At 44.7% G+C, this 25,497-nt stretch carries 15 protein-coding genes, 1 rRNA gene, 2 pseudogenes and 2 other annotated features (1 of these 20 running past the window's edge); of the genes and pseudogenes, 17 read left to right on the top strand and 1 reads right to left on the bottom strand.

Annotation, left to right across the window (positions count from 1 at the left end):
- Positions 1 to 546 precede the first annotated feature (546 nt).
- The 15 genes and pseudogenes from VZF35_RS14310 to VZF35_RS14240 all read left to right on the top strand — a co-directional run bounded on the left by VZF35_RS14310 (position 547) and on the right by VZF35_RS14240 (position 19,800).
- The gene (locus tag VZF35_RS14310; protein WP_407305823.1) at positions 547 to 2,001 is read left to right on the top strand and encodes an aminotransferase class I/II-fold pyridoxal phosphate-dependent enzyme; all 1,455 of its coding nucleotides are present in this window, start codon (positions 547 to 549) and stop codon (positions 1,999 to 2,001) included.
- Between the two features lies 1 nt (position 2,002).
- On the top strand, positions 2,003 to 2,857 hold the full coding sequence (gene speE, locus VZF35_RS14305) for a polyamine aminopropyltransferase (RefSeq protein WP_407305821.1): 855 nt from the start codon (positions 2,003 to 2,005) through the stop codon (positions 2,855 to 2,857).
- 363 nt (positions 2,858 to 3,220) lie between these two features.
- Positions 3,221 to 3,961: an MgtC/SapB family protein gene (locus tag VZF35_RS14300; protein ID WP_407305819.1), complete on the top strand. Its 741-nt coding sequence runs from the start codon at positions 3,221 to 3,223 to the stop codon at positions 3,959 to 3,961.
- 253 nt (positions 3,962 to 4,214) lie between these two features.
- The gene (gene ytxC, locus VZF35_RS14295) at positions 4,215 to 5,087 is read left to right on the top strand and encodes a sporulation protein YtxC (RefSeq protein ID WP_407305817.1); all 873 of its coding nucleotides are present in this window, start codon (positions 4,215 to 4,217) and stop codon (positions 5,085 to 5,087) included.
- 93 nt (positions 5,088 to 5,180) lie between these two features.
- Positions 5,181 to 5,393, top strand: a binding site (T-box leader).
- A gap of 48 nt (positions 5,394 to 5,441) precedes the next feature.
- Positions 5,442 to 7,367 carry a threonine--tRNA ligase gene (thrS, locus tag VZF35_RS14290; RefSeq protein ID WP_407305815.1) on the top strand — a complete coding sequence of 642 codons (1,926 nt, stop codon included), beginning with the start codon at positions 5,442 to 5,444 and terminating at the stop codon, positions 7,365 to 7,367.
- A gap of 109 nt (positions 7,368 to 7,476) precedes the next feature.
- Positions 7,477 to 7,607, top strand: a sequence feature (ribosomal protein L20 leader region).
- Between the two features lie 28 nt (positions 7,608 to 7,635).
- A complete protein-coding gene (gene infC, locus VZF35_RS14285) occupies positions 7,636 to 8,151 on the top strand; it encodes a translation initiation factor IF-3 (RefSeq protein WP_407314626.1) in 516 nt (171 codons plus the stop codon).
- 21 nt (positions 8,152 to 8,172) lie between these two features.
- Positions 8,173 to 8,370 (top strand): 50S ribosomal protein L35, encoded by a 198-nt coding sequence (gene rpmI, locus VZF35_RS14280; RefSeq protein WP_407305813.1) that lies wholly within the window; start codon positions 8,173 to 8,175, stop codon positions 8,368 to 8,370.
- Between the two features lie 28 nt (positions 8,371 to 8,398).
- Positions 8,399 to 8,758: a 50S ribosomal protein L20 gene (gene rplT / locus VZF35_RS14275; RefSeq protein ID WP_407305811.1), complete on the top strand. Its 360-nt coding sequence runs from the start codon at positions 8,399 to 8,401 to the stop codon at positions 8,756 to 8,758.
- A 106-nt stretch (positions 8,759 to 8,864) separates the two neighbouring features.
- The gene (locus VZF35_RS14270) at positions 8,865 to 9,659 is read left to right on the top strand and encodes a TrmH family RNA methyltransferase (protein WP_407305809.1); all 795 of its coding nucleotides are present in this window, start codon (positions 8,865 to 8,867) and stop codon (positions 9,657 to 9,659) included.
- Positions 9,660 to 10,115: 456 nt separating this feature from the next.
- Positions 10,116 to 11,138 (top strand): phenylalanine--tRNA ligase subunit alpha, encoded by a 1,023-nt coding sequence (gene pheS / locus VZF35_RS14265; protein ID WP_407305806.1) that lies wholly within the window; start codon positions 10,116 to 10,118, stop codon positions 11,136 to 11,138.
- Between the two features lie 12 nt (positions 11,139 to 11,150).
- The gene (gene pheT, locus VZF35_RS14260) at positions 11,151 to 13,556 is read left to right on the top strand and encodes a phenylalanine--tRNA ligase subunit beta (RefSeq protein WP_407305804.1); all 2,406 of its coding nucleotides are present in this window, start codon (positions 11,151 to 11,153) and stop codon (positions 13,554 to 13,556) included.
- Positions 13,557 to 13,599: 43 nt separating this feature from the next.
- Positions 13,600 to 13,857, top strand: coding sequence for a cell division protein ZapA (locus VZF35_RS14255; protein WP_407305802.1), 258 nt, complete (start codon positions 13,600 to 13,602; stop codon positions 13,855 to 13,857).
- 278 nt (positions 13,858 to 14,135) lie between these two features.
- Entirely contained in the window at positions 14,136 to 14,474 is a 339-nt protein-coding gene (locus VZF35_RS14250) for a hypothetical protein (protein ID WP_407305800.1), read from the top strand.
- Positions 14,475 to 14,791: 317 nt separating this feature from the next.
- Positions 14,792 to 17,352: pseudogene (locus VZF35_RS14245) on the top strand (DUF3656 domain-containing U32 family peptidase).
- Positions 17,353 to 17,437: 85 nt separating this feature from the next.
- Positions 17,438 to 19,800, top strand: a pseudogene (locus VZF35_RS14240) (endonuclease MutS2).
- A gap of 155 nt (positions 19,801 to 19,955) precedes the next feature.
- Here the strand turns inward: VZF35_RS14240 and VZF35_RS14235 are convergent.
- Entirely contained in the window at positions 19,956 to 22,601 is a 2,646-nt protein-coding gene (locus VZF35_RS14235) for a transglycosylase domain-containing protein (RefSeq protein ID WP_407305798.1), read from the bottom strand.
- A 514-nt stretch (positions 22,602 to 23,115) separates the two neighbouring features.
- Between VZF35_RS14235 and tyrS the strand changes: the two genes are divergently transcribed.
- Positions 23,116 to 24,384, top strand: coding sequence for a tyrosine--tRNA ligase (gene tyrS / locus VZF35_RS14230; RefSeq protein WP_407305796.1), 1,269 nt, complete (start codon positions 23,116 to 23,118; stop codon positions 24,382 to 24,384).
- A gap of 422 nt (positions 24,385 to 24,806) precedes the next feature.
- Positions 24,807 to 25,497: ribosomal RNA gene (locus VZF35_RS14225) — 16S ribosomal RNA — on the top strand (it continues 875 nt past the right edge of the window).

Genomic DNA, 25,497 nt, shown 5'->3' with positions numbered 1-25,497 from the left:
TATACACATACGTGGTTAGTAATGATAAATCCATTTAACCCTTAGCAGCATAGGCCATATTGTATGGATTTAAAAACATGGCGTTTATTTGTGCTCTAGCATTCATTCCTGCCTTATTGGCGACTGTTTTGATAAAAATTAATAAGTCTTGACATCAAATGTTGGGTTAAGGAATTTCGGAGCTCTCAGCAGGCTTGTGAACCCCATCAGATATGGTATAATCTGAGATATCTAAATTTAGAGGTTGAGAGTGTTATGGGTAGAGAGAGCTTATTTTCTGCATATCATTAGTTTCCGTCGTATTATACACATATATTGGTTTTTTAGGGTCTAAGAACTGATAATACCAGGCTTAAAAAGCAATCGTTTATCTTAGTTATATGCAGCGGAATACCTGACGCGAGAATGCTTTGGATTATAAAGGGTTGCGTTAAGGTCTATTTCATTGATATTTTCGCGATTGTTTAATATACTAATCATATTGTTTTTAAGTAGGTGTTAGGATAAAAGTTTTCAATTTAAGGATAGGGAGAGGTGGTGCTTTTCATGAATTTACAATGGCAAAGCAAGGCACCCATTTATGAAGCACTTGAAAACTATCAATCTATGCGAGTCGTACCATTTGATGTGCCTGGTCACAAACAAGGCAGAGGAAACCCCGAACTTGCAAAATTTTTGGGGCAAAGGTGTCTCTCGGTAGATGTTAATTCCATGAAGCCACTCGATAATCTGGTTCATCCCGTTTCTGTAATTAAGGAAGCGGAAGAACTGGCTGCCGACGCTTTCGGCGCAGAGCACGCTTTTTTTATGGTTAATGGAACTACAGCAGCGGTTCAAGCGATGATCATGAGTGTGTGTAAACAGGGCGACAAGATTATCATGCCCCGCAATGTTCACCGAAGTGCCATAAATGCACTTATTATCAGTGGGGCGATTCCGGTATATGTAAATCCCGGCGTCAACAAACAATTGGGAATACCACTTGGGATGTCGGTGAATGATGTAAAAAAAGCCATTGAGGAAAACCCCGATGCAAAAGCAATCTTCGTTAATAATCCAACCTATTATGGCATCTGCTCGGATTTGAAAACCATTACAGAGCTTGCTCATTCGCGAAATATGTTTGTCCTTGTAGATGAGGCGCATGGAACTCATTTTTATTTTGGGGCGGATTTGCCCGTGAGTGCGATGGCAGTGGGAGCCGATATGTCAGCAGTTAGCATGCATAAAACGGGTGGATCACTGACTCAAAGTTCTTTTTTGTTGAAAAGTGGTCGCTTAAGTACGGGTCATGTACGTCAGACGATTAATTTAACCCAAACTACCAGTGGCTCCTATCTGCTTTTGTCGTCACTGGATATTTCCAGACGCAACCTAGCTTTAGACGGTAAAAACATTTTTGATAAAGTTTCATCCCTTGCTCACTATGCGCGGGAAGAAGTCAACAAAATCGGGGGTTATTACGCTTTTTCTAAAGAACTTATTAATGGGGATTCCGTGTTTGATTTTGATCACACCAAGCTTTCCGTCTATACTCGTGAAATAGGGTTGGCAGGAATTGAAGTTTATGACATTTTACGTGATGATTATGGGATACAGATCGAGATGGGTGATATCGGCAATATCTTGGCCATCATCTCGGTGGGAGACCGCGAACTGGCCTTAGAACGACTTGTGTCTTCTTTGTCTGAAATTAAACGGCGTTATATGAAAGATAAAGTGGGAATGCTTGATCATGAGTACATTAATCCTGATGTAGTGATGACGCCTCAGCAAGCTTTCTACTCCCCTCAGCATTCAGTTGATCTCGAAGCTAGTGATGGGTATATATGTGCAGAATTTGTTATGTCTTATCCACCAGGGATTCCTATTTTGGCGCCAGGAGAACGGATAACCAATGAAATTATTGATTATATTACCTATGCCAAGGCCAAGGGCTGTTTCCTGACAGGGACGGAGGATATGTCCGTTAGGAGCATTAAAGTATTGGAGGAATCGTAACATGGAATTGTGGTATACAGAACAACACACTGACAACGTTCGTTTTTCTATTAAGGTAGATAAGCCTCTTTATACCGGACAAAGCGAGTTTCAAAGAATTGATGTCTTCAACTCTAAGGAGTTTGGCAATTTTTTTACGTTGGACGGTTTAATGATGGTTACCGAAAAAGACGAATTTATTTATCATGATATGATTGTCCATGTGCCAATGGCGACCAACCTTAAGATCAAAAATGTTTTGGTCATAGGGGCTGGCGACGGCGGAACAGTAAGAGAACTCACGCGCTACAACTCGATTGAAAGCATTGACATGGTAGAAATTGATAAGATGGTCGTCGATGTGTGCCGAGAATATTTGACCCAGACGGCCTGCAAATTCGATGAACCACGTGTGAAGTTGTATTTTGAGGACGGACTGAAGTTTGTCCGCTCCAAGGAAAATGCCTATGATTTAATCATTGTAGATTCCACTGATCCCTTCGGACCAGGGGAAGGGCTATTCACTAAAGAATTCTATGGCAACTGCTTTAAAGCGCTGAAGGAAGATGGAATTCTTGTTAATCAGCATGAAAGTCCTTATTATTCGTCGTATGCAAAGTCGATGCAGCGGGCACATAAACGAATTAAAGAATTTTTCCCAGTCTGCCGAGTCTATCAGGCGCATATTCCAACATATCCATCGGGGCACTGGCTGTTTGGTTTTGCCTCGAAAGCCTACGATCCCCTAACTCATATAGATGAGCAGGCATGGAACAGCCTGGGAATCAAAACGAAGTATTACAACACCGAAATTCATAAAGGGTGCTTTGCCCTACCTAACTACGTAAAAGAGCTGTTACAAAATACAGAGGAATAAATTATAAAGTAGTTATAGAAATCTTATACTTTTGTCCAGGTTGTAACATTTTTAAATTTGTTACAACCTTATTTATTTTACTTAGGTATTAAATTTATTAATTAGAACATTTTTACTTCTGATAAAATTTAAAGGAATTATACTCTTTATCTCGAATAGTTGGAATAGATTATCATAAGAGAATCTTTAGTTTTTCTCACTTTCATTTAACAATAAATGCGCTAGTTTGAATTTGTCGGGTTGTGCTAAAATTATCATTATTAATCTGCTGTTTAGGGAAGCTGGGTTAATCAATTAAGACTCGATTGATCTTAGCTGTTTAACTGAGCAGGCTGAACGATACGGAGAAGGATGTGAAAAACAGTGCATATTACCGATTATGAAGTTGCCCTTAGACTTCTTTTAGCTTGTATTTTTGGAGGGATTGTCGGTCTTGAACGTGAACGAAACGATAGCCCTGCCGGGTTTAGAACCCACATTTTAGTGTGCTTAGGTTCCGCCTTAATTATGATTTTATCCATGTACGGCTTTACTAATTTTACATCAGTTAACAAAGACCCAGCTCGTTTAGCTGCTCAAGTAGTCTCAGGGATTGGCTTTCTAGGTGCCGGGACAATCCTCAGGGATAAAACATCGATTAGGGGTTTAACGACCGCTGCATCCTTATGGGTTGTGTCGGCCATTGGATTAGCAGTTGGAGCAGGTTTCTATTTTTCCTCGTCTCTGGTCACCTTTATGGTTTTCATTACCCTTGAACGTTTGGTAGAAAATTATTTTTTCAGAAACAGTCAAACACTTAAAGTCGTTGCCCTTAATGGGACTTGCAAAGTCAAGGAAATAAATAGAGTCATTGAGTCTCATGGTATTGTTCCGCAAAATATTTCCATGAGCCTACAAAAAGAGGAACAAAACCGGACCTTGATTCACTACAAGTTAAGGACTCCGTTTCGTAAGCTCGACATTGATCAATTGATTGAAGATATTAATGAAATTGATGGAATTTATTCAGCGGATAAGGAAGTGGTTGACAGCAGTGATTCTTTTCTCTCTGCTTTAGCCAATAAAAGGGTATTGAAAAAGAATAATAAAACGTCTACAATGTAGCGCATTCTTTTATACTTGTTTCTCAAAGCCCCTCGGCATTAGCCGAGGGGCTTGCTTTTTATCTGCTTGATTAAAGTAATTAATTGAGAGGAAAGAGTAGGCAAAGTTAGGGAATGAAAGTGTTAATTAATGGTAATAGTAAGAGATGACCAATACTATTTTCAAAAAATATAGGTTTGAAAAATGCTAACAGATTGGCCCAACTGAAATATGACTTTAACAAAGTCATATACTTTAGTATGGAGGGGTGCCAGTGGAACATTCTGTGCGCTTAGGTACGCAAAAATACCATGAGAGTATATGCGAGTGCTTACGTGAATTGGGTAAGCAAGAACAGCTTCCCGTACAAATTATTGAACAGCAGCAAGGAAGACGTTGGCTTATTCATTGTAAGTTTCTGAATACATCTCTTGCAGAGACCGAGAATGAAGAGATGGTGCAAAAAATCCACCGATATTATTTAGCGAACGCTTTAGCTGAAACGATCTTGCTTCATTGGGAGAAAGAGCATGTTCGCCGCATTATTAAAAAAAGTAATTATTTATTAGATGATAATGGACAAAAAATCCTAAAAAAGGCTTTAGAATACTTGAACAGAGGGTTGGGCCAGGAGCGCACCTATCGTGTGAGCCGCAAAACAAAATTAGTAACACAAATTCTTAGTTGTTTGGACCATTCTTCAATTTTCGATATCGAGGGTTTTCTGAGCTTTCGCGCTCAAGAGTATAAGCGTGATGTGAGTAAAGCCGTAGAATTCGCTATTGAAGAGTACATTGTGGAAAAGGAGTATCTGGAATTCATACAACTCTTAAAACATTTTGTGGATAACCAAACTCCTCAGCTAGAGTATCTTCACGTTGGCATGACATCTAAAGGGAAGTTTCGCCTTTTTGACGACCAAGGAGATGATGTAACCCATGATTACCTGGCAGATTATCAGCTTGATAATTTACATGAGTTAGGTTACGAAGACCTTCTTGTAAGCGCCCTAATCGCTGTGGCTCCACGTCAGATCACTTTGCATATCCGCTATGATGGCTTTATGGATACGCTGCAAACGATTCGAAATGTGTTTGGGAATCGTGTGCGCGACTGCAGCGGCTGTTCTCTATGTGAGGATTTTTGACAAATAAGCAAGGTTTTTGTATAATAGAATCACTAAAGCTAGTTAATAAGTGTTGCATAAGCAACTTGTTTACTGGATTTGAAAAATTTTTAGTTCAAAGCGTTGACAGGGATAGTACCTTGATCTTAAGTGCAAGAGAAGAAATGCCGCGGCTGTAAGCATTTCTCACGAAGGTCAGGAGAAGACCACCCTTGAGTGCAAAGCCGAAATGAGTAAGCCTTGCCGTTTCCCGCGTTAAGGGTAATCAAGTGGAAGGATTTTTTCTTTCAATTGGGTGGAACCACGGGAGTAACTCTCGTCCCTATGTTGGGACGAGAGTTTTTTGCGTTACAAAATTCGTTAGGAGTGATAAAAATGATTCAAGTGACTTTGAAAGATGGTTCAATACGTGAGGTTGAACAGGGAACAACATTGGCTGGGTTGGCCGCCTCTATTTCACGAGGCCTAGCGAAGGCCGCTGTTGCAGGTAAAGTGAATGACAAGCTAAAGGATCTTTCTTATCCGCTTATGGAGAATGTGGCCGTGGAGATCGTAACTCTCGACAGTGAAGAGGGCTTGGAGATCCTCCGACATTCAACATCTCACTTAATGGCACAAGCGGTGGAAAATTTGTTTCCCGGGACAAAGTTCGGTATAGGACCCGCCATTGCCAAAGGATTTTATTATGATTTTGATTCCGAGCATGTTTTCACCCCAGAAGATTTAGAAAAAATCGAGAAGGAAATGAGCAGGCTCGCTAAGGAAAACTACACCTATGAACGCAAGGAAGTTTCTCGCTCTGAGGCCTTAAACTACTTCGGAGAGCTTGGAGAAGGGTATAAAGTCGAACTTATCGAAGGGTTGCCTGAAGATGCTACGATCTCTATGTACACTCAAGGAAATTTCACGGATCTTTGTGCCGGTCCACATATCCCTTCGACATCGATCATTAAAGCGTTTAAACTGATGAGCTTGGCCGGTGCTTATTGGCGCGGCAGCGAGAAAAATAAAATGCTTCAGCGTATCTATGGAACAGTCTTTGCTAAAGCGGCAGATCTTGAAGATTATTTGTTTAAATTAGAAGAAGCTAAACGTCGTGATCACCGCAAATTAGGCTTAGAGCTTGATCTCTTTAGCCTTCATGATGAGGGTCCAGGATTTCCTTTCTTCCATCCCAAAGGAATGGTTTTGCGCAATGCCCTTGAAGATTTCTGGCGGCAGGAACACCGCAAACGTGGATATCAGGAGATCAAGACCCCCATTATTCTCAATCGATCAATGTGGGAACAATCCGGACACTGGGATCACTATAAGGAAAATATGTACTTCACCAAAATTGATGAACAAGATTATGCAGTAAAGCCCATGAACTGTCCTGGTGGTATGATTATGTACAGAACCAAATTGCGCAGTTATCGAGATTTGCCTCTGCGAGTCGGGGAACTGGGACTTGTCCATCGCCATGAACTTTCGGGTGCCCTTCATGGTCTGCTCCGGGTCCGGAATTTTACTCAAGATGATGCTCATATCTTTATGCTTCCGTCTCAAATTAAGGAAGAGCTCCTTGGGGTTATTGAGCTGGTGGATACTTTCTACAAAGTATTCGGTTTTGAATATCATGTGGAGCTATCTACCCGTCCTGAAGATTCCATGGGCTCTGATGAGGATTGGGAAACTGCAACTCGAGCACTTCAAGAGGCGCTTGAGGAAAGAGGCTTGGATTACAAGATAAATGAAGGTGACGGAGCTTTTTACGGACCTAAGATCGATTTCCACGTCAAGGATTGTCTTGATCGAACCTGGCAATGTGGGACCATACAGCTCGATTTCCAAATGCCGGAGAAATTTGATTTAACCTATATTGGGGAAGATGGACAAAAGCATCGGCCGGTCATGATTCACCGTGTAATTTATGGAAGTATTGAACGGTTCATTGCGCTTCTGACGGAACACTATGCTGGAGCTTTTCCGGCTTGGCTAGCACCTATTCAGGTTCGTATACTGCCTATTAGTGAGCGGCATCAGGAATATGCCAGAACGTTGGTTTCTCGTCTTAATGAATTAGATATAAGAGTTGAAACAGATGAACGCAAAGAAAAAATTGGCTATAAAATTCGCGAGGCCCAAACTGAAAAAATTCCTTATACGTTAGTTGTTGGAGATCAGGAGGCTGAGTCTGACACAGTGGCAGTTCGCCGTTACGGCCAAGGAGATGCGGGAGAAAAAATGACGGTCGCTGAATTCATTAATCTTATCCAAGGCGATATTAAAAGCAAGAAACTGCTAATTGCCCGCGGCTGATAAAGGAACAGGTACACTGTTTCCAGCATTGAAACAGTGTACCTGCCCTTGTCGGAAACGAATATCTTTATTCGAGTTGACAAAGTCTGAGAGTTGATATACAATGTTTGTTGTCAAGTAGAAGCCATCCGCTTCTCACCTTACGACTTGAGTTGTTAAGGTATCTTCTGGTCCTGGGCTAAATATGCGCTCATGATTGTTTAGAAGACGGGTGGTATTCATCCGTCTTTTTTATTTTGTGCCGAGATTTAAATGGGGGTGGTTTCTTATTAGCAAGGACTTAAGACTCAATGACGAAATCCGGGTTAGGGATGTCCGTCTTGTTGGGGAAGAAGGAGAACAACTTGGAATTATGGCGGTTCGAGATGCCTTGAACCTAGCAGTCGAGAAGTCTTTAGATCTCGTAGAGATCGCGCCGACGGCCAAACCGCCGGTCTGCAAACTGATGGATTATGGCAAGTATAAGTACGAGCAAGCGAAGCGAGATAAAGAGGCTCGCAAAAAGCAAAAGAGCATGGAAATTAAAGAAGTCAAATTGCGTCCTAATATTGAGGACCATGACTTTGAAACCAAAGCCCGTAACGCTCAGCGGTTCCTAATCGAGGGAGATAAGGTGAAGGTTACTATCATGTTCCGTGGGCGGGAAGTTACCCACCCTGAGCTTGGGAAAACGCTTTGCCTGAGACTTGCCGAATTCTGTAAAGCAGAGTCTAGCATAGAGCGCGAACCTAAACTTGAGGGGCGCAATATGATTATGATTTTAGCATCTGTTAAACACGACTAATACCGAGAGGGGGATACTCAAATGCCTAAAATGAAAACTCACCGTGGTGCGGCTAAGCGCTTCAAGAAAACTGGAACAGGTAAAGTTGTCCGCATGCATGGCTTTACGAGCCACATTCTGGAGAAGAAATCACCGAAGAGAAAACGGAATTTGCGCCAATCAGTGGTTATGAATAAATCTGATGTTAAGCGAATTAAGAATTTGATTGCTTATCTATAAACGTTGTAGTTAAAAGGAGGTTTTTGGGATGGCCCGTGTAAAAAAAGGCATAACTAAGCATCAGCGACATAAAAAGATATTAAAGTTGGCAAAGGGTTATCGCGGAGGAAAAAGCAAACTTTTCCGTCCTGCGAATGAACAAGTTTTAAAATCCTTAGCCTATTCCTATGCACATAGAAAAGACAAAAAAGCAAACTTCCGTAAACTTTGGATTGCTAGAATTAATGCAGCCGCTCGTATGAATGGTATTTCGTACAGTCGGTTGATGAATGGCTTAAAGAAAGCTGGAGTCACAGTTAACCGCAAGATGTTGGCAGAACTGGCAATTAGCGATGCTGCGGCGTTTACTGAGATTGCAAATGTCGCGAAAGTTCAAATTAACGGCTAATTGCCGAATCAAGAGGATGCGATTGCATCCTCTTTTATAATAGACACCGTTGATGGGCAGACTATTAGTATTGTATAGTTACCCCTATGTCCAAGGAGGTGATTATGTGCTTGAATCCTTGCAGAATGAGCAGGTAAAATTAGTTGTCTCTTTACAGCGACGGAAAGTTCGAGAGGAGACTCAACTATATGTCATCGAAGGATGGCGGTTTGTTGAGGATGCTGTTCTGAGAAACGCTCCGATTAAAAAAGTATACGTTAGCCTAAAACGAGAACAGCCTGAATGGCAATCCCTATTCGAAGGGCTGGTGGCCCGAAATATCCCTTTTGAGGAAGCTGACGAACGTGTTTTGCGCAAAATGAGTGCGACAGAAGAGCCACAAGGAATTTTAGCGGTAGTACACCAGACAAAGTATGCCTGGTCCGATGTACATATTGACAAGAAGTCTGTATTGCTGATTTTAGACGGAATTCAGGACCCGGGGAATTTAGGCACGATTCTTCGCACCGCGCTGGCCGCTGGGGTACGCTATGTTTGTTTGACGGCAGGGACAGTCGACGTATATAATCCCAAAGTACTGCGTAGTACCATGGGAGCACTTTTTTCCCTAGTTCTTCTCTCGGGGTTGTCTCCTGATGACGTCATGAATTTTTGCCAAAAGCAAGGGCTGAGGGTACTTGTAGGAGATACGGAAGGGCAATCGCTTTATCGCACAGATTTGTCGGCAGGCCCCTTTGCTTTAGTCGTAGGCAATGAAGGGAACGGCCCTTCGCTTATGTTTCGAAGCCCCGATGTCCAAAGGGTCACGATCCCTATGGCACAAGAGGTTGAATCCCTTAATGTGGGGATTGCTACAGGAATTCTGCTCTATGATATGGTGAGGCAAAGGGATTTCTTGTAATCTACAAGGACGTTGTGCTATAATTATAAAGATTATGCTGATGAACTAAATTGTTTATAAACAATGCGATGATCGGGTTAAAAGGAGTCCTTTTTTTACAGGGAGGTAGGCCATTGACTGTAAGCCTGCTAAGAAAGTGCCCTCCTCTTAGATTAAGAGGTTAAAGTTCGCCCAGGAGTGGCCTTCTGATTTGTAGGCAGGCCCGGCTTCCACCGTTATCAGGAGCAGGAGTGTGGCCAGTAGGGCCAAACCAGGGTGGTACCGCGAGAATGATGCTCGTCCCTTTTTAGGGATTGAGCGTTTTTTTATTTTCATTTTACAAACGAGCAGTTAGGGAATCACAGTAAGATATATTTAAACTGAACTGCCGGGCGGATGCATTGTGACTAAGTTATTGTTTTGACAGATGCGGCGGTCCGGCCCAGGAATTTTAGGACATCAGAAAGGATGGTTGACTTGAAAAAAGAAATACTTCGCATTGGAGAAGAGGCCTTGCGCGAATTGCAGGAACTCGATAAGTCAGAGGCCCTCCAAGATCTTAAGGTAAAGGTACTCGGCAAGAAAGGATCCTTGACCGCATTACTTCGTCAAATGGGCAGTTTGAGTCCTGAAGAGCGTCCTATCATGGGGCAAGTGGTCAATGAGATGCGCAGCCGACTGGAAAAAGCTTGGGACGAGCGCAGTGCAGAATTAGAGGCTATAGCCCTCCGGAAGCGTCTGGCTGCGGAACGAATTGACATTTCCTTGCCAGGAAGTCGTGTGTCGCGCGGACATTATCATCCCTTAACCCAGGTTGTCGAGGAGATCGAAGATATTTTCTTGGGTATGGGCTTTCAGATCGCTGAGGGACCGGAAATCGAGTCGGATTATTATAACTTCGAAGCACTCAATCTCCCTAAGGACCATCCGGCCCGGGAAATGCAGGACTCTTTTTATATCACAGAAGAGATATTATTGCGTACCCAAACTTCTCCTGTTCAGATTCGCACTATGGAGAAACTACACCCTCACCTTCCAGTGAAAGTCATCGCTCCTGGGACGGTTTATCGTAATGACGACGATGCTACACATTCCCCAATGTTTCACCAAGTAGAGGGGCTCGTGGTTGATCAGGGAATTCGCATGTCGGATTTGAAGGGGATTCTTCTCAATTTCTCACGTCAGATGTTTGGAGAATCGCGGGAAATTCGCTTGCGGCCCAGCTTTTTTCCATTTACTGAGCCCAGCGCTGAAGTGGATGTTTCCTGTATGCTTTGTGGAGGAGCGGGTTGCCGTCTTTGTAAAGGGACAGGATGGATAGAAATCTTGGGATCAGGTATGGTTCATCCCAAGGTGTTGGAAATGGGAGGATATAATCCAAAGGACGTGACGGGTTTCGCTTTTGGTATGGGTGTAGAGAGAATTGCCATGCTTAAATTCGGAATTGAAGATATGAGACTTTTATTTGACAATGATTTGCGCTTCTTGCAGCAGTTTTAGGGGGGAAAGACCATGAAAGTTAGTATAGAATGGTTGCGCGAACTGGTGGATGTTGATCAGAGCGCAGAACAATTGGCAGAGACATTAACCCGGGGCGGGATAGAAGTCGAGAATGTCGAGAACCTAAACAAAGGGTTCGAAAAGGTGATCATTGGGGAAATTAACTCCCTGACTAAACATCCCGATGCCGATAGATTATGGGTTTGCGGAGTAAATGTCGGTCAAGAGGAAGTAACGATCGTTACTGGCGCCCAGAATTTACTGGTTGGAGATCGAATTCCTGTGGCCATGATCGGTGCCACATTGCCTAATGACTTATCCATTCGCAAGTCCAAGTTAAGAGGAGTCGTTTCTCAGGGAATGCTCTGTTCACGCGAAGAACTTCTGCTTGACGCAACAGTTGGCTTGGATCGCAGTGAAGGCGGTATTTTGGTTTTACCGGCCGAAGCTCCGGTCGGGGAGAATTTTGGCAAGTATCTTGGGCGTGAAGACAGCGTTTTGGATTTAGAGCTCTATCCGAACCGACCGGATTGTCTGGCAATGGTCAACGTTGCTCGGGAAGTTGCCTCTCTGACTGAGAAACAACCTCATTTGCCGAAGTGGGCAGATGAAGAAAGTGAATTGTTCTTGCCTGAAGCTGAAGATTTTAAGATCATCATTGAAGAGGAAGAGCTTTGCCGACGTTACGCCGGACTTGTGGTTGAGGATGTCCATATTGCCCCTTCGCCGGAGTGGATGCAGCGAAGGCTAAAAGCAGCCGGGGTTCGACCAATCAGCAATATTGTCGATATTACAAACTATTGTATGTTGGAAATGGGACAACCGCTGCATGCTTTTGACCGGGATAAGATTTCAGGGAACATCCATGTTCGCACAGCCAAGGCTGGGGAAAAAATCGTTACACTTGATGGAGTCGAACGATCCGTTCAGGTGGATACCTTGCTCATAGCAGATGACCGCCAGGCCTTGGCAGTGGCAGGTGTCATGGGCGGATTCGACAGTGAGGTGACGAAGGATACGAAACGCTTGCTGGTAGAGTCTGCGCATTTTTCCGGAGTCAGTGTCCGAAGGACAAGCCGTCGCTTAGGACTCAGGTCTGAGGCTTCAAATCGATATGAGAAGGGCGTCAATCCTTATGGCTGTGTTGCAACGCTGGGCCGTGTTTGTGATTTACTGGTGGAGTTAGGGGCAGGCCGTCCGGTAGATTTTCTGGACGAGGTGAAAACTCTTCCCTCACGCCGCCGAATCAAACTCTCGGTTGAGCATACCGCCGCTGTCTTGGGTGTGGAGCTGAAGGATTCGGAGATACGGAGAGTTTTGGATGACTTAAATTTTGTCTATCGGGAAGACGAAGGGTTCTTTGAAGTGGAGATCCCAACCTATCGAGCGGATCTGGAAATTGAAGAAGATCTCATGGAGGAAGTTGCACGCTTAATGGGATATGATCGGATTCCCACAACGTTACCGCAAGGAGACCAGACGCAAGGAAGCAGGACTCCTGAACAAGAGTTTCGTCGTCGGATGCGTAAGGTGCTTGTTCAATCCGGAATGGACGAAGTGATGACCTATACGTTCACCGGTGCAGCGAGGGATGCCAAGTGGGGAAGTGAAAAACATTCGATTTCTTTGCTTAACCCCTTGCGGGAAGAACTCAGTGTGATGCGCACATCGCTTGTGCCGGGACTATTGGAGGTCGCGTCCAAGAATGTTGCCCGCCGCAATACAGAAGTCAGTATTTTTGAGGTCGGCACGACCTACTTGGGTGAGGAGAAGCCATTGCGTAAACTTCCTCGTGAAGTGCTTCGAGTGGCTGGAGTTGCTGTCGGAAAAAGTGGCAGACATTGGCTTAATCCACCAATAAATTATGATTTCTACTACGTCAAAGGAATTTTGGAAGAAGTCGCTCAGGAATTTGGGCTGAAATTAGATTATCGTATGCCTGAAAACCGACCGCTCTTACATCCCGGTCGTTCGGCGGATGTCTATCTCCACAACGAGTGTATTGGCTATCTGGGTGAAATGCATCCTTCGGAAGAAAAAGAATGGGCGCTGGAGCGAGTTGTGTTATTCGAATTAGATATGGCAGCATTGTTTACTCATAGGCTGCCGATTGTACGCGCTCAATCGATTCCTCGCTTTCCTGCAATTAATCGGGATTTAGCCGTCGTAGTGTCCTTAGGAACTTCGGCCGCGGCCGTGATGGCTAAGATTCGCAAGCTCGGGGGAGAATTGCTGCAGAAAGTGGAAATATTTGATGTCTATACTGGGAAGTCTATCCCGGACGGCCGTAAAAGCCTCGCTTTCTCCTTGAGATATCAATCATTGGAACGCACCTTGACTGATGAAGAAGTAAATATCTTGAATTCGCGCATTTTAGAGGGAATTCAGCAGGAATTTGACGCCGAATGGCGAAAATAGAAAGCAACCCATCAAAGTAGCACGAAGAGAGCGAGGGAAAGCTGTGACACAGGAATCTGTCAAAATCGCCGTTGAGATTTTTGGAGAAAAGCATGTGGTCCGAGGTGAAGGCACTGCATCGTATATCCAGAGTCTGGCACACGAAGTGGACAAAAAGATGCGTTTGATTTCTCAACGGCTTCCTCGCTTAGGTGTTCACCAAGTTGCAGTTTTGACTGCACTAAATTTGGCGGACGACCTTGCTAAGCTGCGTGAGGAGCAGGAAACCTTGATGCAACTGTTGGGTGAAAAGACTGAGTGACATGAAAAAATGTAGGAGTGAGGCACCTGGAGCTACCGGGTGCTTTTTTAATGAAACTAAATAGGGCTTATGTCCTGGGACTATTTCAAATCTGTTGGGACTCTTGCCTTATATTCCCTTGTACATCTTGCATGTATACTGAAGTTATTCCAAAATTCACGTGGCTTTTAGTCCTAATGTTCGAACGCAAGAATTGTTTCTGACGCCTGTTTCCATGCTTCAAACAAGATAAGTCCTTTACGGAATGAAACGACGGTATGAAAGGTGGCGGAGATAAAATGAAAAGAAAACATTTATATCTTTTACTCTTAGGAATTCTTTTGTCTTCATCAATGGTGTTAATGGTGGGATACAATGATTCAGAAAAAGTAATGATCAATGTTTTTGAATCCTCTAAGACGATTCTAGGGCATAGATTGTCCACGCGGAGTAATCAAAGATTTGCTCTATTAACGGATAGCCGCGTTGAGAACTTAGGTGGGAATAACTATCAAGTGGTTAGCTATGTTGATTGCCAAAACAACAATCAAAAAGATAAACGCATACAGTATACAATGACGTTGCATTGGAATGGTCATGAATATGCAATGGAAAACCTAAAAACCGAAGGGTTATAAAAAGAGGATACTGACTGGTGTGGCTCTTGTAATTTAATGTAAACTTGATATTTAAATTTTGTTAAATAGATAATGATATGGCGAATTAAAATAGCCTGAGTAGATATTGTTTGGGAAGCAGAGGGAAGGCTTAAGAAAAAGCACCCTATGCTTCCCATTTCTGATTCAGAGTAACAGCAATAAAAAGAGTTCACGTCATGTTCCGTGAGGCGATCACCTTGTTCCGTGTGGAAATTGTACATCTCCAAGGTAAACATTTATAATAAGAATGTTCGATGGAGTGAACAAGATATAGAAGGTTGGAGCGTAACAATCAAATGAATATTCAAGAGGGTTTGATAAGAGAAAAGGAATCACGTCCCCTGGAGCTTCTGGCGCCTGCGGGAAGTTTTGAAGCGTTTAAAGCGGCCGTGGAAAACGGCGCCGATGCAGTTTACCTGGGGGAAAGAGCTTTAGTGCTCGGGCAAGTGCCGCCAATTTCGACCTAAACGAGCTGCAAAAGGCAGTCCGCTATGCCCATGAACGTCAAGTTAAAGTTTACGTGACGGTTAATATACTGATTGCAGATCAGGAATTTGAGGAATTGATGGATTATCTTTACGTCTTGCATGAGATTGGGGTTGACGCCGTAATTTTGCAGGATTTAGGAGTTGCTGAACTCATCCAAGCGATTCTGCCGGAATTGGAAACCCATGCCAGTACCCAGATGACCATAAATACCACGTGGGGTGTTCAACATTTAGAAACTCTCGGTTTCGCTCGAGTCGTGCTGGCTAGGGAAACTTCGGCTACTGAAATGAAAACCTTGGCCGAAAACACGCCGCTGGATCTTGAAGTATTTGTCCATGGGGCGCTGTGTGTGTGTTATTCAGGGCAGTGTCTGATGTCGAGTTTTATCGGAGGGCGGAGCGGGAATCGAGGCACTTGCGCCCAGCCTTGCCGAATGACCTACGGGCTTGTCAATCAAAGGCGAGAAAACCTTCTGGCCGAGAAGAATTTAGGCGAGCATTTGTTAAGCCCTAGAGATTTAAATCTGGCTGAAGATTTAACAGAGCTAAAACGTATCGGCGTTCACTCTCTGAAAGTAGAGGGCCGGATGAAGCGCCCGGAGTACGTGGCAACGGTTATTCGGCTCTACAGGCAGGCGATCGATCGGATTGAAGACCAACCTGAGGGTGCTCGGCTGCTGACCGCAGAAGAGCATCAAGAGTTGTTACAAGTCTTTAATCGGGACTTTACACGGGGTTATTTACAGGAAAACCCTGGCGGCGACCTCATGAGCTACAGCCGCCCGAACAATAGGGGGACGCGCCTTGGACGAGTGGTTCGCCTCGATTCAGGACGATTGGCTCTCAAATTAGAGTCAGCGTTAAATCCTGGAGATGGGATCGAATTATGGACAGGACGGGGACGGGAAGGGATCACTGTAGGTGGGGTCTGGAAGGACCGGAATCAGGTTGATAAAGGATTGCCTGGGGAAACTGTACAGATAGAATTCAGCGGGGTGGCCCATCCCGGAGACCGAGTGTTTAAAACGAATGATGCTAAGTTAATGGGAAAAGCTCGCGAAAGTTTCCAAGAGGGCAAAGAACAGCGCAAACGTCCTCTGACTATGTATCTCAGCGGCCGGCTGGGAGAGAAGATGTCCTTAGAGGTTTTAGAAGGTGAACGAAGAGTTAACGTTGATTCGGCAAACCCCGCGCAAAAGGCTTTAAAGAGACCACTAACTTGGGATTTTGCATATCAACAGCTTGGGCGACTGGGAACCACGCCTTTTTGGCTGGATAAGCTAGAATTAAACGTTGAGGAAGGTCTTATGGTGCCGGTAAGCGATCTCAATGAAATGCGCCGTTTGGCAGTGGAAGAACTACTTCAGGAAACAAATCGACAAACCGTTGATCGGTCTGCTTACCGACAAAGAATCGCTCGTTGGAGAGAGGGGCAGGAGAAAGAACGCTCAGCTTCAAAAACGCGGACTATTTCTCATGTCTCTGTGGCTGTAAGCGATCCTGAAACCCTTCAAGCAGCCCTGAAGTCCGGAGCAAAACGGGTGCTGCTTGGTGGGGAACACTGGCGGTCGAGGCGCGGTTTCCAATTGGAGGAGATTCGTTCAGGGTTTGAAATGTGCCGGAAGCAAGGGGTTGATTGTACTTGGAGATTGCCTCGTGTTTTAAATGAGGCTCAGAGTGCAAGTCTTTTGGCGGATCTTCAGAAGGCGGCTCTTTGGTCGGATAGACCTAAACTCATGGTATCAAATCTCGCAGAATTTGAGATCATGCGCTCTGTGGATGCTGCATGGCCCTTTGAAACAGATTTTTCTTTAAACGTTTTTAATGAACCAACGTTTGCCCATCTATTACGCTTAGGAGCACAAGCGGTAACTCTATCTCCCGAACTGCATCACGAACAATTGTCTTATTTGGCAAAATGGGGAGGCGCAGAGTACTTTGTGTTTGGCGATCTGGAAATGATGGTTAGCGAATACTGTCCTGTTGGTTCGACGTTAGGCGGCAAACGAGGAGATCACTGTGCCGGTATCTGTGTGAGAGAACCTCATTATTTACGGGATCGTCTGCGTTATGATTTTCCCATCGAGACGGATTTGGAATGCCGGATGCACCTATTTAATGTCAAGCTCCTAAACTTGTATGAGGAATTGCCTCAAATTAAACGTATGGGTGTTTCGAACCTTCGGCTGCAACTAACACGCCAATCTCCTGAACAGGTGCAGCAGATTGTAAAGATCTTCGTGGAGGCTTGGGATGCTTTGCAGCTCGGAAAGAGGTCTTTATGGACTCCGGATGAGGGGATGGCGAAGTTGACCTCCATGTTCCCCCAAGGCTTTACGAAAGGACATTTTTTCCGAGGGGTGTTGTGAGTTTTAAGGTCTTGAAGAAGACTGGGCAAAAGGGTATTCGACGTTGAATATTAGGGTATTGTGTTTATGAATATGAGGAGGAACTATGGGAATCGAAGATAAGGTATTGAATAAACTGGATTTTCCCAAGGTATTGTCCCGTTTAGCTGAATATTGCATTCTTCCGCGAGCGAAGGAGTTAGCCCTGGGGTTAACTCCAAACGTTGAATGGGAGGCGGTTCATCTCGGGCTCCAGGAAACAGATGAAGGGAAAAATCTTTTGCGCGGGAACCCTCTCTTTTCTGTGCGAGGAGCCAAAGAGGTACGTCCTTACCTTGAGCGTTGCTTGCGCGGAGGGGTGATTCATGGCGAGGAACTGCTGGAAATACGAGAAACATTGTTAGTAGGGCGAAAGCTTAAACAACAATTTCAGGAATCCCAAGAAGATTTTCCGAGGTTATGGGAAATTACTCTCCCAATTGAACCCCAAAAAAGTCTGGAAGATGAAATATCTCGCTGTATTGCAGAGGATGGGAAGGTTGCGGACAATGCCTCTCCCGAATTAGCAGAATTCCGACGTGCCATTCACCGTTTGCAGAACCGCATCCGAGAGAGTTTGGAAGGGACACTGCGCAATCCTGCTTATCAAAAGATGTTGCAGGATCCCATTATCACCCAGCGCTCGGATCGTTATGTTATCCCGATAAAACAAGAATATCGCACGGCCTTTCCGGGCATTGTTCATGATCAATCGGCAAGCGGGGCTACTCTGTTTATTGAACCTACTCCTGTCGTCTATTTAGGGAATGAACTGCGTGAAATAGTCTTAAAAGAACAGCGTGAAGTTCAGCGCATTCTCCAGATGCTTTCTGCCCAAGTGGAGACTCGGGCAGAAGCAATCGCTGAGCTCCATGAGTCTTTAGCGAAACTGGATCTCGTGGCCGCTAAGGCCCATTTGAGTGTAATGATGAACGCAGGGGCCCCGGAGCTGGTTGCTGGGCAGCAATTAAAGCTCGCTCAAGCCAGGCATCCGTTGATTGGGGGTACGGTTGTTCCACTTTCTGTTGAATTGGGGATCGAGTTTGATACCCTTGTGATTACAGGGCCTAATACCGGGGGAAAACCGTTGCCTTAAAAGTTGTTGGACTGATGGCAGCAATGACCCAATCCGGTTTGCATATTCCTGCGGAAAGTGACTCGCGTATGGGAGTCTTTACCCAGATTTTTGCGGATATCGGGGATGAACAAAGTGTTGAGCAGTCACTTAGCACTTTTTCCGGACATATGAAAAATATTGTGGAAATTATCGAACAGTCCGATGAGCGGTCTTTGGTCTTGCTCGACGAAGTAGGTGCAGGGACAGATCCGACGGAAGGAGCAGCCTTGGCTATGGGCATTCTTTCGGAATTGCATGCACGAGGGTGCCGAACGGTTTCTACGACACATTATGGGGCATTAAAAACCTTTGCCTACGAAACTCCACGTGTGAAAAATGCCTCTGTGGAATTTGACACGGAGACCTTACGTCCAACCTATCGCTTGTTGATTGGCATTCCGGGGAAGAGCAATGCCTTTACAATCGCCAGAAGGTTAGGGTTAAGCGAACAAGTCCTTGATCGGGCCAATACGTTCGTGACAGAGCGGGAAATGCAGGTTGCGGATCTGATTGAGAATCTGGGAGAAACCCATCGGGAAATTGAACTGGAGAAACAAAAAGCGGAATCCGGACGTCAAGCAGTTGAACAACAAACAAAGGCTCTGGAGGAAAAGTCCCAACGTTTGGATGAGGACTATGAGCTTCTAATGGCTTTGGCGAAAGAAGAGGCTAATGAGCTGATCAGGGTGGCCAAACGTGAAGCAGATATGATCATTGCTGAGCTAAAAGATGCTCTAAAGAAAGAGAACAAACAACAACAAGACATCGAAAAAGCCCGTCAGGGATTCCGTAAGATTTCTGCCAAGCTTGAAAAAGGCCGATCAGTTCAACATCCGGGCGGAGGGTTAGGGGCAGACCAGATAAAGCTAGGCCAAACAGTACAGATGACAAAACTGAGACAGAAGGGTCAAGTCCTCAAGCTGCCGAATGCCAACGGTGAGGTTCTGGTACAAGCAGGGATCATGAAAGTCATGGTACCACTGACAGAGTTAAAGTTGGCTCGAGAAGAGAAGATGACTCCTCCAAAGACTTCCCGAAAAGCAACTCTCGGACTGCAAAAGGCGGAGGAGATTCGGAGTGAAATCGACCTGAGAGGAATGCTGGTGGAAGAAGGCACGGAAGTGCTGGACAAATATCTCGATGATGCTGTCTTAGGTGGAATCGGGTTGATCTATGTTATTCATGGTAAGGGAACAGGGGCAATGCGGGCTGGAATTCAGGATTTTCTAAGAGGACACCCGCATGTCCGTAGTTTTAGACTCGGAGAATATGGAGAAGGCGATACCGGTGTCACGGTTGTTGAGCTGAAATAATAAAAAGGTTGTAACAAACTCTTTTGAAGTTCGTTACAACCTTTTATTTTAAGTTCCATGTGAACCTGCGGTGCTGATTCGGTAATTAGTTTCGCAAAAGTATGATCCCAGCGGAGAAGCGCAAGGTGCAGTAAAATTTTCCGAAACAGACAAAGTTAGTCAGTTATCGTTAATTTAACACTTCCCGAAGGGGGTCCAACACCCGATCCGTTGCGGTTTTGGAAAGCTGCCCAGAAGACATAATCTCCAGGAATGGGAGGCTTTCCATTTTCAGCGAGGGAAATAGAAATAGACGTTTTCATAGAGTTAGAAGCTTTAATTGCAAAACTTTCCACAGTAGCCTGACCAGAACGCTGCAGGTAGAAAATCGTTGAATCACCTACATTATCAGCCGGGACTGTCATAGGGATAACTGCGGTATATGTCTTCGGATCATAAACTATCTGACCAAGCGTTGGCGAGGGAAGAGTGGGATCCACTTGGGAGTTGTTAGTGTCTGGAGGAGTCTGGGTGGTTGAATCAGGCGCGGTTGAAGGCTCAGGCGCCACTTCAGTTGGGGGCCTGTAGGGAGCTTCATTAGGAGGCCATGGCCAAGAGGGATTACGATTTGGCAGATTTAAGAATGTTTTAGTGACGACGTTTTTGGTTTTGGCGGTAGCCAACAAAGTGGGATGATCTGCGTCGACGTCTTTCTGAAACCAAACGTCACTTACGCGAGTGGGCAGATCCCCTTGAGCTGCAATTTCGGTGGAGATAAACGCAGAAGGTGTCAGACTGCTTGGGAGAAGCCCTGATTTTGTGTCAAACTGTCCGCTTACGATTCCATCGGGTCGTTCAAACTTAGTTTGAACAGGCTGATCTTGAAGAGCGACAGTCATAACTTTCTTCCAAATCTGGGCAGGATAGCTCCCGCCGTAGACATTCCGCAGATAATGTTGCCCATCGGGATCGGAGTCATAGCCCATCCAGACGATCCCGGTGATATTGGGGGTATATCCAGCAAACCAAGCGTCGGGATTACCAGATTTGTTGCCGTACTTCACAGGGTCTAACGATGTGGTTCCGGTTTTACCGGCAATAGCCCAGTTGCCGATTTGGGCGCTATAGGCCGTACCGTCGGTAACGACGCTGCGCAGCATATCGTTAATGATATAAGCGGTTGTCTCTTTCATAACCCGGTTCTTTAAGATTTTCGGGGTAATGACAGTGTTGCCTTTAGAATCATCGACTTTGACGATAGCATGACTTGTAACACTAACGCCGTTATTGGCGTAAACCCCATAGGCTGAGGCCATATCCAAGGTGGACACTTCCGGAGTACCAAGTGCCAGGCTTAAGACACGGTCTTTGTCTTCTAAAGGAAGGCCTAAGTTATCTTTAGCAAATTTCCAGCCGTAATCCACCCCAATAAGATTCAGGAGTTTAACAGCGTAGACGTTGACGGAATCTTCCAGGGCATAACGCATGGTTATTAACCCCTTCCACCCTTTATCGATTGTGTCAAAATCAGTGGGTGCCCAGGCTTGGCCATTTCCGCCATTATAGCTTACGGGCATATCATCGAGTACAGTTCCGGGGAAATATCCGCCTTTCTCGATGGCCGGCCCATAAACAGCCAAGGGCTTGATTGTTGATCCGGGCTGTCGCTTGGATTGCCAGGCTCGGTTTAGTCCGCGAGTCGTATATTCTCGTCCGCCAACCATCGCCAGTATTCCACCTGAAGTGGGGTCAATCACCGTCATAGCGCCTTCGATTTCCGTTTTATCGAATCCTTTAGGAAAATTAGAAGGATCAGCAAATGCGGCTTCGGCAGCGCCCTGAATTTTGGTATCAATCGTTGTGTAAATCTTCAAGCCACCACTATAAATCTGATCTGGAGTTAAGTTGTAGGTTGTTTCCAACTCTTCGACAACATAATCGATAAAATAAGGGAATTTGTAATTAGCAGTAGATACCGTTGTTTTCTGAGCTCCGCCAAGTTGCTTCTTCATGGTGTCCACATAGGTAAAAGGAGCATCTTTGTACTGGTTGTATTCACTGGCGGTGATAAGTCCGGCATCTTTCATGACTCCGAGAACAATGTTGCGCCGATTTTTAGCTGCATCAGGATGAACGTAGGGATTATATTGGCTTGGAGCTTGTGGCAAACCCGCCAAGAGAGCTATTTGATCCGGAGTAAGCTTATCAAGATCTTCACCAAAGTATGTCTTGGCTGCAGCTTGAATTCCAAAGGATGATTCACCTAAGAAAATTTTGTTTAAGTAAAAGGTTAGAATCTCATCTTTCGTGTATTCGTGTTCGAGCTGAAGAGCCAAGACCGCTTCTTGAATTTTACGGGTTAGTGTTTTGGCGGTAGGATCTTCAATGAAGGCATTTCTGGCAAGCTGAATAGTGATGGTGCTTGCCCCTTCTTTAGCACTTCCTGAACGAATGTCATTAAGGGCAGAGCCGATGATTCGAACAGGATCAATACCGAAATGTTGGTAAAAGCGTTTGTCTTCGACTGCAACAAACGTTTTTTTAACAAGGTCAGGAATTTGTGAGGACTGAACAACCTCACGGTTAACGACTCCGTGTAATTGAGCGATTTGTATGTTGTTCTTGTCATAAACATAGGAAGTTTGTTGTTGGTCACTTAATGTACTGGGATCCCATTTCGGGGTTTGTGCCGCCACGATCCCCACAAAAATTCCTCCGCCGATGACCGCTAGGATAATGAGACTCACAATAGACAAGCTAACGATGCGAAGTTTCGATGGCCGCTTATGACGAGGCCCCGTCGATTTTCGGGATGATGACATACTTGAACCTCCTCTAATAAATATGAGGCTTGCGATATATGATATAATTCCTTGAATTATATCATACTTCTGCAATTCTAAGGAAATCCTTATTCTGCCTGAGAGAGGCAAATATCGAATTTGGTCAGTTGCGGGCAGGGCAGAGACAAGGTATAATACTAATTACCCTATACTTATAATGAGAATGGTATGATTGAGAAGAAGCTTGGCGGAAGGTATAAGAGAGTCGGTGTCAGGTGCAAACCGACCCAGAAACCAAGGGTTACGCCTCAGGACTAGAGTTAAAAGCTCTCGGTGTAGCACCGTTAGCGCTACAGAGCTGGGTGTCTTTCTCAAACTGGAGAATAGACATCAATGTGGGTGGTACCGCGGAAGTGTTTTCGTCCCTCAACTTTGAGTTGAGGGATTTATTAATTTTCAAGTCACTTTAAGAAATCATAAGTAATAAGTAATAACGAGTGCTGTTATAGTTCCTTCTTAAAATTAGGATAAAAAATTGCTGGAGGTAAGAATCATGGAATTGTTTCAGGATTTAAAAGAACGAGGTCTTATTTATCAACATACAGACGAACAGGCTTTGCGTAAACGCATAGAATCTAGCCCTATTATATTGTATTGTGGATTTGATCCCACCGCAGACAGCTTACACATAGGAAGCTTGTTGCCTATTCTAATTCTCAAGCGGTTCCAATTAGCTGGGCATAGACCTATCGCTTTAGTCGGCGGAGGAACAGGTCTGATTGGGGATCCGAGTGGTAAAGCTTCCGAGAGAGTACTTAATCCTAAAGAGACGGTAGAACAGTGGGCCGGAAAAATTAAAGATCAGCTCAGCCATTTCTTGGATTTCGAAAGAGAAGGTAATCCTGCTATTATAGCCAACAATTACGATTGGCTAGGCTCTCTTCAGGTTATTGAATTTCTGAGGGATATCGGCAAAAATTTCCCCTTAGGTGCCATGTTAGCCAAAGATTCCGTCGATGCAAGGATGAGTAAAGGAATATCCTATACTGAATTTAGCTATATGATTCTCCAATCCTACGACTACATGAAACTCAATGAATTGTACGGATGTGAAATGCAAGTAGGCGGAAGCGACCAATGGGGGAACATTACAGCAGGCATTGAGTTGATCCGACGGACCTCACTCGACCAAGCAAAAGAGATGCATGGTTTGACAATACCGCTCGTGACAAAAAGTGATGGAGTAAAATTCGGAAAAACAGAGAGCGGTGCGGTTTGGTTAGATCCTAAAAAGACTTCTCCCTATAAATTCTATCAGTTCTGGCTAAATACAGATGATCGTGATGTTATTAAATTTCTGAAATACTTTACCTTTCTGTCACTAGAGGAGATTGCCAGCTTAGCCGAAGGAGTGGAAAAAGAGCCTGAGAAGAGGAAGGCCCAGCGAGCATTGGCTACTGAGGTAACTAAACTAGTTCATGGACAAGAAGCACTTGATCGTGCCGAGAAAATAACGAGTGCTCTTTTCGGTGGGGGATTAAAGGGTCTGTCAGCCTCAGAGATCGAAGAGGGATTTAGTGATGTGCCGTCTGCTACGCTGGATAGTCCAGAAATTGCATTGGTAGATTTATTGGTCCAAGCGGGTGTAGTCACTTCGAAGCGTCAGGCCAGAGAGGGGATAGAGAATGGGGCAATTTATATTAATGACCAGCGCTATTCTGATTTAGAAACATCCGTACCTCAATTGGAACGTTTAGACGGTCAGTATCTTGTTGTACGGCGAGGAAAGAAAAACTATTATCTTATTAAATTTAAACGCTAATAGCAACTAAGTTAGGCCTGACTATAGACATTAACTCTTTACCTCAAACTTAACTGGTATCTTTAAATTGTTCGGTTATGGAACTGTGGATTTTCTGCAGTTCCATAATTATTGGATTCTGAAACGTACAATTTTCATGTCAAAATTCCAGTACAATGACACCGAAGGCCCTTGTTCCGTAGTAAATATTTCCATATGCCAAAGAACAACAATAATTGCTTAAAAAGGTGTTGACAAGACAAAAATCAGATGTTAGTATATCTAAGTGCCGCGAAACACACTAAGAGCGAAAGCCGTTAGAGTAAGGCGGTCATGGTCTTTGAAAACTAAACAACAAGGACAGCCAATGAGAGGAACTCGCAAGAGTTTCACAAAGAATCAAGAGCAAGATATCAACTTCAAACAAAGAAGTAGAGATAACTTTTTTGGAGAGTTTGATCCTGGCTCAGGACGAACGCTGGCGGCGTGCCTAACACATGCAAGTCGAACGGAGAATTCAATAAGTTTACTTAGAGAATTTTTAGTGGCGGACGGGTGAGTAACGCGTGGGTAACCTACCCAACAAACCGGGACAACCCTTGGAAACGAGGGCTAATACCGGATACGCTTAAGCTTTGGCATCAAAGCGTAAGGAAAGATGGCCTCTGAAGATGCTATCGATGATGGATGGACCCGCGTCTGATTAGCTAGTTGGTGGGGTAAAGGCCTACCAAGGCGACGATCAGTAGCCGGCCTGAGAGGGTGAACGGCCACACTGGGACTGAGACACGGCCCAGACTCCTACGGGAGGCAGCAGTGGGGAATCTTCCGCAATGGACGAAAGTCTGACGGAGCAACGCCGCGTGTATGATGAAGGTCTTCGGATTGTAAAGTACTGTCTTTAGGGAAGAACGGTCTTCTTGAAAATATTGAGGGGACATGACGGTACCTAAGGAGGAAGCCCCGGCTAACTACGTGCCAGCAGCCGCGGTAATACGTAGGGGGCGAGCGTTGTCCGGAATTATTGGGCGTAAAGGGCGCGTAGGCGGGTATTTAAGTCCGGTGTGAAAGATCAGGGCTCAACCCTGAGAGTGCATCGGAAACTGGGTATCTTGAGGACAGGAGAGGAAAGTG

It is taken from the genome of Desulfosporosinus paludis, assembly GCF_045689965.1.
Taxonomy (GTDB): domain Bacteria; phylum Bacillota; class Desulfitobacteriia; order Desulfitobacteriales; family Desulfitobacteriaceae; genus Desulfosporosinus; species Desulfosporosinus paludis.
Note: the sequence above shows the minus strand (reverse complement) of the source record. Positions and strands in the feature narration are given on the sequence as shown.

Excerpts from the sequence above, each read along its gene's own strand:
- VZF35_RS14250 (WP_407305800.1), top strand. The coding sequence starts at position 14,136 with ATGAAAAGAAAACATTTATATCTTTTACTCTTAGGAATTCTTTTGTCT.
- thrS (WP_407305815.1), top strand. The coding sequence starts at position 5,442 with ATGATTCAAGTGACTTTGAAAGATGGTTCAATACGTGAGGTTGAACAG.
- VZF35_RS14310 (WP_407305823.1), top strand. The coding sequence starts at position 547 with ATGAATTTACAATGGCAAAGCAAGGCACCCATTTATGAAGCACTTGAA.
- pheT (WP_407305804.1), top strand. The coding sequence starts at position 11,151 with ATGAAAGTTAGTATAGAATGGTTGCGCGAACTGGTGGATGTTGATCAG.
- speE (WP_407305821.1), top strand. The coding sequence starts at position 2,003 with ATGGAATTGTGGTATACAGAACAACACACTGACAACGTTCGTTTTTCT.
- rplT (WP_407305811.1), top strand. The coding sequence starts at position 8,399 with ATGGCCCGTGTAAAAAAAGGCATAACTAAGCATCAGCGACATAAAAAG.
- tyrS (WP_407305796.1), top strand. The coding sequence starts at position 23,116 with ATGGAATTGTTTCAGGATTTAAAAGAACGAGGTCTTATTTATCAACAT.
- VZF35_RS14235 (WP_407305798.1), bottom strand. The coding sequence starts at position 22,601 with ATGTCATCATCCCGAAAATCGACGGGGCCTCGTCATAAGCGGCCATCG.
- rpmI (WP_407305813.1), top strand. The coding sequence starts at position 8,173 with ATGCCTAAAATGAAAACTCACCGTGGTGCGGCTAAGCGCTTCAAGAAA.